The sequence below is a fragment of the Pontibacter lucknowensis genome (genome assembly GCF_900156415.1).
Lineage (GTDB): Bacteria > Bacteroidota > Bacteroidia > Cytophagales > Hymenobacteraceae > Pontibacter > Pontibacter lucknowensis.
In genome coordinates, this window is sequence record NZ_FTNM01000006.1 from 323051 (window position 1) to 337009 (window position 13959).

The following is a 13959-nucleotide window of genomic DNA, read 5'->3' on the forward strand; positions in this document are numbered from 1 at the left end:
CGCATACCTATGATCCGCCACTTCATACAAAAATACCTGGAACCGAAAGCGCTTGTGCTGATGTACCACCGCATAGCAGCACCGGAAACGGATATATGGGACCTTGCTGTCAGCCCTGCAAACTTTGAGGAACAGTTACAGGTGTTAAGCCGGACAGGTGAGGTCGTGCCCCTGCACGAGCTTGCCGCCAGAGCAAAAGAAAAAAGACGCCGCAAGCACCTGATCGCACTATCATTTGACGACGGCTACATTGACAACTATGAAACGGCGAAGCCGCTACTGGAGAAATACCGGTTACCGGCTACCTTCTTTGTGACGTCCTGTAACTTGGGAACAGAGCGGGAGTTTTGGTGGGACGAACTGGAAAATCTTATACTTCACGCAGCGCATTTGCCTGCTACATTCGTCATGAAAGTAAAGGGAGTGCTGATAAAAAGAGACCTGAAACAGGAAGCTGAATTATCGTATGAGCTTCAGCAACAGCACATGCACTGGAAGGCATGTCTTACCCCTCCAACCACCAGGCGCAGCGAGCTGTTTCTGGCATTGTGGACCGCAATGCGGGCGCTTGCGGACAGTGAAATCCAGCAGCTCTTACAACAGGTTAGGGACTGGACCAAATCGGAGGCAGTAAATCGGCCGGCCTACAAAAGCATGTCAACAGGCCAGCTTGCTGAACTGGCAAAGCAGCAGTTATTCGCTATAGGGGCCCACACCGTGACGCATCCTGCTTTGGGGCATCACGGCTTTGACTTTCAGAAAGCTGAGATGGCAGCTAACAGAGATTTGCTCCAGGAGCTGACCGGCAATCGCATTTCACTAATGGCCTACCCCTATGGACACTACAATGCCGATACCTTACAGGCGGCGGAAGCTGCTTCATTTGACGCCGCCTTTACTACGGAAGGCAGCACGGTCAACAAACGAACGCACCAGTACCGCATCGGCAGATTCCAGGTGAACGATATGACAGGAGCGGCATTTGCAAAAACGCTTCAGAAATGGGCACTAACCTAACACAGCTATGCATACAAACCCTACCCCTCTTGTCTCTGTGATCACAGCCTTCCTCAATGAAGAGAAGTTCTTGGGCGAGGCCATCGAGAGTGTTCTGCAGCAGGATTACACACATTGGGAACTGATACTTGTAGACGACGGCTCAACAGATCATAGTACGGCAATAGCACAAACGTATGCAGCACGCTACCCTGGCAAGGTTTTCTATTATGATCATCCGGGGCATATCAACAGGGGCCTGAGTGCCAGCCGCAACGCAGGTATAGAACAGGCCCGGGGTAAGCTGGTCGCTTTCCTGGATGCCGATGATGTGTGGCTCCCCTGCAAACTGTCACAACAGGTCGCATTATTTCAAGAAGAGCAAGGAATTGCCATGGTGGCAGAGGCCTCCTTTTACTGGTATAGCTGGGAGCACCCGGAACAGCAGGACATCGCTATACCTGTTGGTGCCCCCCAGGACAGGGCTTACGCACCCGGATCGCTCACCTCATACCTGTACCCGCTTCACACAGGCGCCGCCCCATGCCCTTCAGGACTTATGCTGACCAAAGAGGCCATTGTCCGGGCCGGAGGTTTTGAGGAGTCCTTCACAAAGGAGTTTCAGTTGTATGAAGACCAGGCATTTCTTCATAAGATATACCTGCAGGAGAAGGTGTACATTTCATCTGCCTGCCAGAATATGTACCGGCAGCGCACCGGCTCTATTGTAGAGAAGGTGAAATCTGATGGGCACTACCACATGGTCCGCCGCTATTTTCTGGAGTGGCTGGAAAACTATCTGCAGGAGTCGCAACAAGAAGAAAGCTCGACGTCGCGCCTGCTGGAGAAGGCGCTTCTACCTTACCGCTATCCGCGCCGCTATTTTGCAGCGGTCACCTTTCCCTCCAAGGTAAAAGGTGCTATTAAGAAAGGATTCAAGTCACTTGTCAGATGATGTTACCAAAGCTAACGGTCCTGATGCCGGTCTATAACGCCGGGAAGTTTCTGGCAGCAGCTGTTGACAGCATACTGCAACAGACATTCAGGGAATTTGAATTCATCATCATCGACGATGGCTCAACTGACGACAGTGTAGCTATCATAAAGTCTTATGATGACCCCCGCATCAGGCTATACCTGAACAAGGATAATATAGGTATCACAGCCACCCTGAACAAAGGTATAGGCCTGGCCAGTACCAGCCTGATAGCCAGAATGGACGCCGATGACATCAGTTACCCGGACAGGTTACAGGTTCAGTACAGCTACATGCTGGCCAATCCGGATTGCGCCCTTGTTTCGTCCATGGTCAGGGTGATCGGAGAAGACGGGCGCTTTATCAGGCAGGATAAGATGAGGAGTGAGCACGTTTATTACAACCTGACATTCATCTGCTGGCTATACCACCCCACCGTTATGTACCGGAAAGAAGCGGTGCAGGAAGTAGGGCTTTATACTGCTACTTATTCAGAAGACTTTGAGCTCTTCTGGCAGCTCACCCGGAAATACAGTTTCCACAATCTGCCGGAAGTATTGCTGGACTACAGAGTAACTGACCAGAGCCTGCACCAGGTATTAAAGAAGGTAGAGTACGAATCGGCCCAGCAGCAGCAGGTACTGCGCAATTTACGCTATTTCGCCGGCGGCCATTACACTATCCCGAGCAGTTTTATTCAGTGTTACAGGCATAACTTCGAGCCGCTCATCGCAGAGCAGGATCTGCGTCGATGGATCAGCTGCATCCGGGAGCTCGATTATATAACCCAGTGCATTTTAGAAAAACTTAACCCTAATCTGGAGGAAGAAAGCGTGAAACTGGCCGCCAGATATAAAAGGGAGTTCATCATCAGCGCTTTGATCCAACACCTCCCCCTCCATACCCAGGTATGGTTTAGAATGAGAGTTGAACCAATGCGCAGCCTGGCAAGGAGCATCAAATCTCTGCTCAAAAGCAAACTCAGGTATAAAACAGCACTATTGACCAAAAACAATTAGTTACTTAAATAAAATAATCACATTTTATCTTATTAAATTTAATAACACATCGTATTACTATTACATCAGGGAAGAACTACTTACATTAATATGACTCTTTTATTTGATGCTTAGCATACCTCCTTCTCCTCCCCAAATCGCACCGCTTCAAGGTACACTTAACAGACCTACCTGGTCAGTGATGATACCGGTGTATAACTGTGCCATCTACCTGAAGGACACTCTAAATAGCGTACTGGCACAAGGTATACCTGAAGCAGAAATGCAGATTGAAGTTGTAGACGATGCAAGCACGGACGCCGATATAGAAAAGCTGGTTGCTGAGGTTGGTCAGGGACGAATCCAATATTTCAAACAGGAGCAGAACGTTGGTAGTCTGCGAAACTTCGAAACCTGCATCAATCGCTCAAGAGGCAAGCTTGTGCATCTCCTGCACGGGGACGATAAGGTCAGGCCAGGCTATTATACCAGGATAGAACAGCTTTTTGAGCAATTCCCATCAGCAGGTGCTGCCTTTAGCGGGTATTGCAGTATTAACGAGCAAGGTCAGGTCGTATCGCATAAGAAGCCAGAAATGAAGCAGGATGGCATATTGCCAGACTGGCTGGCGAGGATCGGAGAAAAACAGTTGATTCAGTATGCTGCCATGACAGTGCGCCGCGAGGTATACGAGCAACTAGGGGCTTTCTATGGAGTGAACTACGGAGAGGACTGGGAGATGTGGGTACGGATAGCACGCCATTACCCGACGGCCTATACGCCACTTACACTGGCGGAATACAGGCAGCACTCTACTTCAATCACCAGTAGCAAATTTTTGAAAGGAGAGCACTTGCAGGATCTCTACAAAGCTATGCAACTTATTCAAACCCATTTGCCCGAAGACCAAAAGCACACTATACTTCAGAGATCAAAAAAACACTATGCTACTTATGCGCTCAACATAGCAGCACGGCTATGGCATAGCCTACGCAACGAGCAATTGGTGGAGGCTCATATCAAGAATGCACTGCGGTTTCACAACAGCCCCCTTATTTACCTGATGGCAGCAAAACTTTACTTTACACTAAAATTCAGCAGGATATGAGGTTAGGTATTTCAATTGTGATTTGTACATACAATGGGGCGAAACTTCTGCCGGAAACAATCCGCCACATAGCCAGCCAGCGCATTAGCTCACACATAAAGTGGGAGGTGCTGGTTGTGGACAATGCATCTACTGACAAAACATCCGAAGTAGTACTTGAAGAATGGGAGAAGCAGGGCCAGCCAACTCTGTTACACCTTTTTCACCAGCCAAGGCAGGGCTTGACGTATGCCCGTGAGCTCGCGCTGAGCCATGCAAATTATGAGTTTGTTTTGTTCTGCGACGATGACAACTGGCTCTGCCCTGATTACCTTAGCCTGGCCTATCAGCTTATGATAGCACATCCGGAAATTGGTGTGCTCGGAGGTAACGGCGAACTAGTGTTTGAATCACCTCCACCTGAATGGGCGGTCGGACATGGTTTTTTTGCAAATGGCCCTCAGGCAAAAGTACCAGGCCCGGTCAGCAGACAGTTTGTGTATGGCGCAGGTTGCGTCATACGGAAGTCAGCCTATGATACCCTCCTGCATGCTGGCTTTAAGCCACTGCTGACCGATCGGATGGCAGGCACACTAACTGCCGGTGGTGACTACGAGCTTTGCTATGCGATCGCTATGGCAGGCTACACCATCTGGTACGAAGACAAGCTTAAGTTCAAGCATTTTATGCCGGCAGCCCGACTTAACTGGGCTTACTTCATCCGGTTCATTTCAGAAGGAGCCAGGTGCTTTGAGGTAATCATGCCTTACCGCATCCATGTGAATATGGGCAGCAAAAATACTTTTGCTTTCCGACTCATGTGCCTGCGCATCGTAGGCTCATACTTATTAAAGACGCTGCCGCTGCTGGCAGCCAAGCTATACCTTCCAGGTGATTCAGAGGCAGCAAAGCTCAACACGATCAAACTGGTATCACTCAAAACAAAGCTTCTTTCTTTTAAGAATTACAAAAACATGAAGCAGAACTTCGAGACTATTCTTAAGTTCAATCAGGAAGCTCTCCAAAAAAAAAGTATTAAACAGCCTGTTAAAGTTCTGATTGATATGCAGACTGCCGGTTAAGCCAAAGCCACCATTCTTTCCTAACCACATCTTTATATAAAAATATCCCGAATTACAAATTTAACACCCACTAAATACAACTTATTATCATAATTAGCATATATACTATACTAGTATACTTCTGCTCATGTCAGTGCTAAGCTAACATTTGGGTGATTGTGGTGAACGCTAACAGTACAGTTGAATTATTACAGGCAACTGGGTATAAATATAATCTTGTGTGGATGAATAAGCTCTATCAAGCTGCTTATTTTCTATTGGTTGTGAGTTTATAAAGGATTTTATGAATAAATTTATTACTGTATTATTTTTATTTACATCCTTCTTTTCTCTGACCCTGTCTGCACAGGAAATTCAGGGCATAAGTTCTGTTGAACGGTTAACCGGACTAGCTGTTAGTAAAAACACAGGCGAAAAACCTCAGTCGAAGGTATGGAGCTATGCCTGCACGCAATGGACTGTACTACCCGACACTAGTGGCACGCACTTGTGGCGCCTCGACGATAATAGCTGGACACGTGTGATGACCCTCTCCACTAGTACCGTAACCAAAGCCGATTGCAAGGTGAAAGATGCTGTGGTGCATGTGTTACTCTTTGAGGAGGTTACCCCGATTACCAATATTGTATCAGAAGCAGAAGACTCAACTAAATCCTTGAACAACAAGGCATTTTTGGTATCCATAGAATATGAAGAGTCGCAGAATACTTACAAACGCTGGAGTCAAAGACCCACAACTCTCGATATAAAGCTCGACAACGGAGTAGAAACCGCCTCCATCGATATTGACAGCAAAGGTAGGATGTGGCTGGCTTCTGATGCTGTAAATAAAATAAATGTGCGCTGGAGCGATGCACCCTATACCTCCTGGAGCTCACCTATTACACTCGCCACAGGTGTGAAGAATGATGATATAGCAGGTGTAGTCGCCTTGCCTGGAAAGGTGGGCGTTTTCTGGTCGAATCAAAATGCCAGAAGGTTTGGTTTTAAAACGCACCAGGATGGTGCTTCTCCCTCCCAATGGTCTGCAGATGAAATGCCAGCCTCCCATTCGGCTCTTAATGTTGGTAAGGGCATGGCTGATGACCACGTCAACTTTGCAATAGCCAGTGATGGCACCCTGTACTGTGCTGTCAAAACCAGTTATGATATGCCAGGTTATCCCACTATCGCGCTGCTGGTGCGTCGCCCCTGGGGTAAGTGGGATAAAATGTATGGCATATCAGAATTTGGAACACGACCTGTTGCTTTATTGGATGAAACACTGAACAGACTCATGGTCATTTACTCATCTGTAGAAGGCGGAGGGGATATTCTATACAAATCTACTTCGCTTGCTTCCATAAATTTCGGACCCCAACTAAGACTGATGGATGGAAAATTTGATAATGTGAGCAGTAGCAAAGCTGCTTTCAAGTCCGAGGCGGCAATTCTGGTATCTAACAAAACGCATGCGCACGGAGTGCTTATTAGTAATGGCAGTCCTTCCCTGGTGAAGTGCCCTGACTTTGTACCCTCCTTTAGGTCATTTGTAGTATACCCCAATCCTTTTATCGCTAAAACCACTGTCTACTTCACGCTGCAGGAAGATGACGATTACGAACTCTTACTTTTTGATAGCAAAGGGGCCCGCATTGCCACACTCAGCAAAGGAAGAGCTCAGTCCGGAGAACTCAATACAGTCGATCTGAAAGATGTAGCCCGGGGACTCTACGTGGTGAGGTTACAGACCAGCAAGTCTGTGAGGGCCCTCAAAGTGATTCAGGAGAGATAAGACATGATGTCGTTTCATCTATTTGCACCTGCCCCTGTAGTCATATATCAGTTAAGTATAATTCTCCAAATGGTATTCCCACCTCAGTATATATACTCAAAATTGTAACTCCTTCACTAAAAACAATAGATTAAAAACAACTTTATTTTGATATAATCATATTAATAAATCAACACTAAGTCTTATCTCTTTTTTAATATGAATTTATTTACCGGCATAAATCTCATATTTCCCCTGAACGTCATTTTATAAATACAATTTCCATTACAAGCTCCTATGAAAATGAATATCAAATTTACCTTTCTTGTATTTCTTTCAGCGTTCCTTAGCTTCCAGGCTGTAGCGCAGCAATCCGCGGGCTTTAGCTCCATCCAAAACCTCAGTCCTGAGCCTACCACTGCCAGCACTGGCGAAAAACCACAGTCTAAACCCTGGAAGCATGCCGGAAAATGGTGGGCTGTGTTTCCAAATTCCAGCGGCACCCACCTTTGGCGATTAGATGGCACCACCTGGACTAATATACTAAGACTTACAACACGCACTTCTTCTAAAGCAGATTGCAAGGTGGCAGGAGATGTAACGCATATTTTATTATATCAGGGTGCTTCTTCCCAAATGGCCTCTATCGAGTATGATTATGCACAAGGTACTTACAAGCTTTGGTCTAGAAGAACTTCAACCGTCGGCCTGACAATGGATCAGGGTGTTGAAACTGCAACTATTGATATCGACGGAACTGGTAGAATGTGGCTCGCTTCTGCAGGCGTGAGTGATATAAATGTCCGATGGAGTGATTCGCCCTACAACAACTGGAGTCAGCCTGTGACAATTGCTTCAGGCGTAGATGATGATGATATATGTGCCGTAATCGCCATGCCCGGCAAAATTGGCGTGCTATGGTCAAACCAGAATACGAAAAGGTTTGGCTTTAAAACGCACCAGGATGGCGATGCACCTGATAACTGGTCCGCTGACGAAGTGCCGGCCTCGCAGTCAGCGCAGAACGTAGGAAATGGCATGGCTGATGACCACCTGAATATGGCCCTGGCCAGTGACGGCACACTATATTGTGCAGTTAAAACAGAATACGGCACCAGAAGCTACCCTGAAATAGCGCTGCTAGTACGTCGCCCGAACGGCACATGGGACAACTTATATGGAGTGACCGACAGAGGCACCCGCCCAATTGTTATCTTGAATGAGGAGGTCGGCAAAGTAAAGGTGATTTATACAGCTTCAAATAACGGAGGCAATATTCAATACAAAGAGTCTTCTACTTCTACTATCAGTTTCAGCTCGGAGATGACACTCATGAGAGGTAACTACAATGATGCCTCCAGCAGCAAAGACAATTACACATCGGATGTGGTAGTAATGGCGACTAGCAGTAGCAGTGTAGTTAGCGTACTGGCCAGTGACCAGACAACCATCACATTACCTGCTACCCCTGTACTGGCCATGCCTGCAAACAACGCCTCCGGCCTGAACATACCTGTAAACATAAGCTGGGGAGCGGCACAAGCGGCAAGCACCTATCAGGCACAGGTATCGACCACGTCTGACTTTTCAAGTACCGTCTTTAATCAATCTAACATTCAAAGTACTTCCGCTTCAATCAGCAGCCTGAGCAACAACACTACTTACTATTGGCGAGTGCGGGCAAACAATGTCAACGGGAGCAGTGCCTGGTCTTCTGTTTGGAGCTTCAGTACCACTGATGCTACCGCCCAACAGCAGGTGGTGAGCTTCACCCTGGTCAACTCCCACACCGAGCAGGACCACTTCCAGCTCGAGGACGGGGCCACGGTCAACGTCTCCTCCCTGTCGAGCACCAAGCTCAACGTGCGGGCCAACACCTCGCCCGGTGCGGTGGGCAGCGTCAAGCTTGAGCTCTCGGGCACCCAGTCCAGGACCTACACCGACAATGCCGCCCCCTACGCCCTGTTCGGTGACGACGGCCGCGGCAACTACTACTTCGGCAACTGGAACCCGCCGGCCAACGGCACCTACACCCTCAGGGCCACCCCCTACTCCCAAGCTAACGGCGGAGGTACCGCAGGTATACCACTTGAGATCACCTTCACCATCGTAGATAAGGAAACTCCTGCAGAGCAGCACACACTGGCAGTCAGCACCTCAGGCAGCGGCACGGTGACCAGAAGTCCTGAACAGAGCTCATATCCGGCTGGCAGCACCGTCTCCCTGACGGCGACCCCTGCCCCCGGCTATGCCTTCGCTGGCTGGAGCGGCGATGCCTCGGGCTCTGCCAACCCGCTCTCACTGATCATGGACCGCAACAAGGCAGTGACGGCCACCTTTACGGCTACCACCGCCCAGCAACAGGTAGTGAGCTTCACCCTGGTCAACTCCCACACCGAGCAGGACCACTTCCAGCTCGAGGACGGGGCCACGGTCAACGTCTCCTCCCTGTCGAGCACCAAGCTCAACGTGCGGGCCAACACCTCGCCCGGTGCGGTGGGCAGCGTCAAGCTTGAGCTCTCGGGCACCCAGTCCAGGACCTACACCGACAATGCCGCCCCCTACGCCCTGTTCGGTGACGACGGCCGCGGCAACTACTACTTCGGCAACTGGAACCCGCCGGCCAACGGCACCTACACCCTCAGGGCCACCCCCTACTCCCAGGCTAACGGCGGAGGTACCGCAGGTATACCGCTGACCATTACATTCCATATAGTGTCTGAGAGCTTCGCAGGAAGTAACTCTGCCAGGTTAGAGCAGGCAGAGCTTCAGACTGAAGAGTTTAAAGTATACCCAAATCCATTCACAAATAAAGCAACTCTGGACTTCTCCATACAGGAAGCAGGTGATTATACCGTAACTCTTTATGATGTCAAGGGAATGGTGGTGACAAAGCTTCATGAAGGAAACGCCTCTTCAAGTAAATTAAACAAGCTTGAAGTAGATGGAGCCAACCTCCCTAAGGGATTATATTTCATCAAACTTCAAACTCAAAGCAAGACTAAGACACTTAAACTGATGCTGGATAAATAATCTTAAAATGTATAAGCAACAGGAGATCAACCGTTTGGTTGATCTCCTGCTTTTCTTATGAGTATTAGTTACATGCTTAGCTTTCATCTAGCATGTAATTTTAAACGCATTTTACTATTCCAATCGCTACTCCTCCCCCATTTTACCACCTTAATCACTCATTCCCGTATTACCCCATGTGAATACAGGGGTTTTATGAGCATACCGGAAACGAACGGCATATTTGCGTCACATTATTTATTGAAGGAACAGCTTAGTTCAGGGAGGGTTGAAGAAGTCTGGAAAGCAGAAGACTGGACTGCGGAAGGGGCTCCTGTCACGCTGAGGCTGTATGCGCCTCATATCCGGCTCGATCATCACAGCCTGGAACAGCTGCAACGGGAACAGGAACAACGGGCACAGCTACAGCATCCACACCTGCTTACGCCTACCCATTTTGGGGTCTATGAAGGTATACCTTTTGAAGTGGCTCCGCTTCACTTGCAGCAAACCGTGGCACAGGCCGCACCGCTTCCGGAAAACCAGATAGCCCGACTGATCGCCCAGGTAGGTAGCGCCCTGGAGTACCTGCACACACAGCAACCTCCCGTGTTGCATCGGCAGATCAACCCGGACAATATCATACTGGATGCACAGGGCAATTACCTCCTGGCCGTACCTGCGTTAAGCAATCAACTGCGCACGCTCCTGCACCGGGCTACCGGTACTCCCTTGGCCCAGGGCACAGCCTATGCTGCTCCTGAGCTGTTTGGCCCCCATCCCGTGCACTCGGGAGCAAGCGACGTGTTTGCCCTAGGTGTGAGTCTGTACGAGCTATGCACCGGAGAAACTCCGTGGCTCGGCAATGGGGGGCTGAGCCTGAGCCAGGGGGCAGAGATTCCAATCATTGCAGCGCCCTACTCCCGTATATTGAGCAATCTCGTACGAGCCTGCCTGCACCCCGACCCTGAAAGAAGACCTTCGGCACAGGTACTGGTTGAAGAAGCTACTTATTACCTCGAGTATGGGAATTGGAAATCCTATGGTGCTTTTGGCAATGTGACGGCAGAGTCGATCGTGTATAAGAAGAGATCACGCTTATGGCCAGTGCTGCTCATACTGTTGCTGGCAGGTGCGCTGGCTGCCGCTTACTATTTTTTTGTATGGAAGGCACCTGGCGAGGAGATGGCTGCTGATGTTGCTGTGACCGCCACTGATACAACGTCTGCCCAGTCGGCCATCACGGACACCACAGCTGCGGTCCGCACACCGGAGGAGACTAAGCCAGCCACTCCGGTCAAAAGGCAGGCTGCCGTCCGGAAGCCGCAAGCCCGTACCAAGACACAACAAACCCCGACTACTACCAAACCTGCCTCATCACGATCGGTGCAACCGGCCTACCCACAGCCCACCAGTCTGGAAGGTTACCTGAACGGCTTGCTCAACGAGGAGATTCCCCTGCAGGTACGCGACCGTTGGCGCGCACAAATCCTGAAATACTTCTCTCCTGACGCTATCATTTACGCCCGCATGCATGATGCCCCCTTAGGCAGCTTTGGCGTAGGAGAATTTATCGATATTCTGTTAAGCACGGAGGAAGGCAATAGTATTGTGATTGATAAAGTGATCTATGACCCTGAGGAGGAAAATGCTATTGACGAAATCAATGTGAGCATCATAGCTGCCCAATAATTTTCAGGCATGTAGTGCATTTAGTTTGGCATTCTGAGCATATTTTATAATATTTAGTAAGTCATATATTTTTGCACAGTTATGCTCGGAACACTCCTTAGTCTGCAATGGAAGCAGAGCCGTCGATCACCAGCTTACCAGAAAAGCCTGGTGGTAAAGATCATACTCGGCTTTTTCATCGTCTACTTTGCGCTCATCTTTATTGCGCTTGGCTTCTTTAGTCATAAACTCCTTACCGAGATTTATCCGGACCAAAGTCCTGTTGTGTCGTTCAACAGCTTCCTGCTGTTTTACTTTCTGATAGACCTGGTTTCGCGCTTCATGCTGCAGGACTTGCCCGTACTGGCCATTCAGCCTTTCCTGCACCTGCCCCTGAAACGGAACAAACTTGTGCACTTCGTACTACTGCGTTCCATACCCAGTGTGTTTAATCTGCTCATGCTGCTCGTATTCGTGCCATTTATGCTTCGTGCGGTGGTACCGGTGCATGGTACAGGTATAGCGCTGGTGTGGCTGGCCGCTCTCCTGCTACTCACATTCATTAATAATTTCATCCTCATTTATTTTAAGCGTCAGCTTACCTCTAACCCAAAGCTTACGCTCATACTCGCTCTGGTGGTCGGTGGCCTCATACTACTTGACTACCTGCAGCTGCTGTCATTGCGTCAGGCTTCGGTAGCCGCATTTGACGCCTTGTTGCAGCAGCCCTGGCTCCTGTTTGTGCCTGTGCTTGGATTGGCGGGGACGTACCTGCTCAACTACCGGTTCCTGATGCAGCATCTGTACCCGGAAGAAATTTTTATTAAAAAAGTAGCTACAGTGGAAGGCAATGATATGGCTTTCCTGAACAGGTTTGGTGATACCGGAAAGTTGATCGCGCTGGAGTTAAAACTGATCTGGCGTCACAAGCGACCAAAATCGATGGTAATGATCTCCGCTTTTCTGCTGTTTTATGGCCTTATCTTCTACACCAACAAGGTATACCTGGAAGGTTGGGGCATGCTTATTTTCGTGGGTATCTTTGTGACGGGCTCTCCGATGTTCAACTACGGTCAGTTTGTGCCAGCCTGGCAAAGCGCGCATTACGATGCCCTGCTCACCAGACCCATCACCACGTACCAGTATGTGAAAGCCAAATACCTGATGTTTGTGCCTTCTATTCTTCTTGTCACAGTCCTGACACTCCCTTATGCGCTGTTCGGCTCTAAAGTACTCCTCATTAACCTGGCCAGTTGCCTCTTTAACATTGGGGTGAACAGCATTGTGGTGCTTTACTTTGCAGCACTCAACAAAGACCGGCTCGACCTGAGCAATGGTTCTGCCTTTAACTGGCAAGGCGTGGGAGCCTCCAGATTTGTAATGATGCTGCCTATGGTGCTCGGGCCGATTGCGATCTTCCTGCCTTTCTCGCTCATGGACATACCGCAATGGGGCATTTTCGCCATCGCGCTGAGCGGTGCACTTGGCATCGTTTTCCACCGCCAGCTGCTCAGCATGATGGCCAAACGACTTCAAGACCGGAAGTATACTTTGGCAGCTGGTTTCAGACAACACTAAGCGCCACCCTTACCTGAAGAAGAAAACATCAGCTATACCTGAAAAGAAATGAATATGATTGAAGTAAGAGATCTTGTAAAGTCCTATAGCAGTGCCACAGTCGTAAATATACCTGCGCTGTACATTGCGCCCGGCGAAACCATTGGTTTGGTGGGGAACAACGGGGCAGGCAAAACCACACTGTTCCGGATGCTGCTGGACCTGGTGCGCCCTACAGACGGCGTAGTTACCTCCAAAGGTATACCCGTGGCTCACACCGACGCCTGGAAATACTATACCGGTTCACACCTCGATGAGGGTTTCCTGATAGACTACCTGACGCCGGAAGAATACTTTAAGTTTATCGGTGACCTGCATGGCCTATCCACCGGCGACATACAGGAGCGGCTGCAGCCATTTACTGACCTGTTCAACGGCGAAGTACTGAAGCAGCGCAAGTATATCCGCGACTTTTCGAAAGGTAACCAGAAAAAGGTAGGTATAGCGGCAGCTGCCCTTTCCCACCCTGAACTCCTAATTCTCGATGAGCCATTCGCCAACCTCGACCCTAGCTCCCAGATCAGGCTGAAGAACCTGTTGCGCAACCTGCACGAACAGCACGGCATGACCATGCTCATCTCCAGCCACGACCTTAACCACGTGACGGAGGTATGCAAGCGCATTGTCATATTGGAGAAAGGGCAGATTGTGCAGGATATGCAGACCACCGAAAATACCCTACAGGCTTTGGAAGCCTACTTTACAGTTTAATTCTAGTATCATAGCCAACACTAAAAGCCACCTATCCCGGATCAGGTGGCTTTTGC

At 49.2% G+C, this 13959-nt stretch carries 10 protein-coding genes; all 10 read left to right on the top strand.

Annotated features, from left to right (window positions below; genetic code table 11):
• Nucleotides 1-9: 9 nt before the first annotated feature.
• The 10 genes from BW972_RS18125 (at nucleotide 10) to BW972_RS18170 (ending at nucleotide 13903) form a co-directional block, all read left to right on the top strand.
• Nucleotides 10-1017, top strand: coding sequence for a polysaccharide deacetylase family protein (locus tag BW972_RS18125; RefSeq protein ID WP_076423162.1), 1008 nt, complete (start codon nucleotides 10-12; stop codon nucleotides 1015-1017).
• A 7-nt stretch (nucleotides 1018-1024) separates the two neighbouring features.
• Nucleotides 1025-1951, top strand: a complete 927-nt coding sequence (locus tag BW972_RS18130) for a glycosyltransferase family 2 protein (RefSeq protein ID WP_076423163.1) — start codon at nucleotides 1025-1027, stop codon at nucleotides 1949-1951.
• A complete protein-coding gene (locus BW972_RS18135) occupies nucleotides 1948-2991 on the top strand; it encodes a glycosyltransferase family 2 protein (protein WP_083674255.1) in 1044 nt (347 codons plus the stop codon). The genes BW972_RS18130 and BW972_RS18135 overlap by 4 nt, the downstream gene beginning before the upstream one ends.
• Before the next feature lie 106 nt (nucleotides 2992-3097).
• A complete protein-coding gene (locus BW972_RS18140) occupies nucleotides 3098-4078 on the top strand; it encodes a glycosyltransferase family 2 protein (protein ID WP_234986441.1) in 981 nt (326 codons plus the stop codon).
• The gene (locus BW972_RS18145; RefSeq protein ID WP_076423166.1) at nucleotides 4075-5139 is read left to right on the top strand and encodes a glycosyltransferase; all 1065 of its coding nucleotides are present in this window, start codon (nucleotides 4075-4077) and stop codon (nucleotides 5137-5139) included. The genes BW972_RS18140 and BW972_RS18145 overlap by 4 nt, the downstream gene beginning before the upstream one ends.
• Before the next feature lie 283 nt (nucleotides 5140-5422).
• Complete coding sequence (locus BW972_RS18150) at nucleotides 5423-6913, top strand: T9SS type A sorting domain-containing protein (RefSeq protein ID WP_076423167.1); 1491 nt, start codon at nucleotides 5423-5425, stop codon at nucleotides 6911-6913.
• A gap of 282 nt (nucleotides 6914-7195) precedes the next feature.
• Nucleotides 7196-9925 (top strand): InlB B-repeat-containing protein, encoded by a 2730-nt coding sequence (locus tag BW972_RS18155; protein WP_159439873.1) that lies wholly within the window; start codon nucleotides 7196-7198, stop codon nucleotides 9923-9925.
• A gap of 195 nt (nucleotides 9926-10120) precedes the next feature.
• Nucleotides 10121-11596 carry a serine/threonine protein kinase gene (locus BW972_RS18160; RefSeq protein WP_076423169.1) on the top strand — a complete coding sequence of 492 codons (1476 nt, stop codon included), beginning with the start codon at nucleotides 10121-10123 and terminating at the stop codon, nucleotides 11594-11596.
• Between the two features lie 81 nt (nucleotides 11597-11677).
• Complete coding sequence (locus BW972_RS18165; protein ID WP_234986442.1) at nucleotides 11678-13153, top strand: DUF5687 family protein; 1476 nt, start codon at nucleotides 11678-11680, stop codon at nucleotides 13151-13153.
• Nucleotides 13154-13207: 54 nt separating this feature from the next.
• Nucleotides 13208-13903, top strand: coding sequence for an ABC transporter ATP-binding protein (locus BW972_RS18170; RefSeq protein ID WP_076423238.1), 696 nt, complete (start codon nucleotides 13208-13210; stop codon nucleotides 13901-13903).
• Nucleotides 13904-13959 lie beyond the last annotated feature (56 nt).

What these genes read in the sequence shown, in the direction of transcription:
- BW972_RS18135 (WP_083674255.1), top strand. Translation starts at nt 1,948, where the DNA reads ATGATGTTACCAAAGCTAACGGTCCTGATGCCGGTCTATAACGCCGGG.
- BW972_RS18155 (WP_159439873.1), top strand. Translation starts at nt 7,196, where the DNA reads ATGAATATCAAATTTACCTTTCTTGTATTTCTTTCAGCGTTCCTTAGC.
- BW972_RS18160 (WP_076423169.1), top strand. Translation starts at nt 10,121, where the DNA reads ATGAGCATACCGGAAACGAACGGCATATTTGCGTCACATTATTTATTG.
- BW972_RS18125 (WP_076423162.1), top strand. Translation starts at nt 10, where the DNA reads ATGATCCGCCACTTCATACAAAAATACCTGGAACCGAAAGCGCTTGTG.
- BW972_RS18170 (WP_076423238.1), top strand. Translation starts at nt 13,208, where the DNA reads ATGATTGAAGTAAGAGATCTTGTAAAGTCCTATAGCAGTGCCACAGTC.
- BW972_RS18165 (WP_234986442.1), top strand. Translation starts at nt 11,678, where the DNA reads ATGCTCGGAACACTCCTTAGTCTGCAATGGAAGCAGAGCCGTCGATCA.
- BW972_RS18150 (WP_076423167.1), top strand. Translation starts at nt 5,423, where the DNA reads ATGAATAAATTTATTACTGTATTATTTTTATTTACATCCTTCTTTTCT.
- BW972_RS18130 (WP_076423163.1), top strand. Translation starts at nt 1,025, where the DNA reads ATGCATACAAACCCTACCCCTCTTGTCTCTGTGATCACAGCCTTCCTC.
- BW972_RS18140 (WP_234986441.1), top strand. Translation starts at nt 3,098, where the DNA reads ATGCTTAGCATACCTCCTTCTCCTCCCCAAATCGCACCGCTTCAAGGT.
- BW972_RS18145 (WP_076423166.1), top strand. Translation starts at nt 4,075, where the DNA reads ATGAGGTTAGGTATTTCAATTGTGATTTGTACATACAATGGGGCGAAA.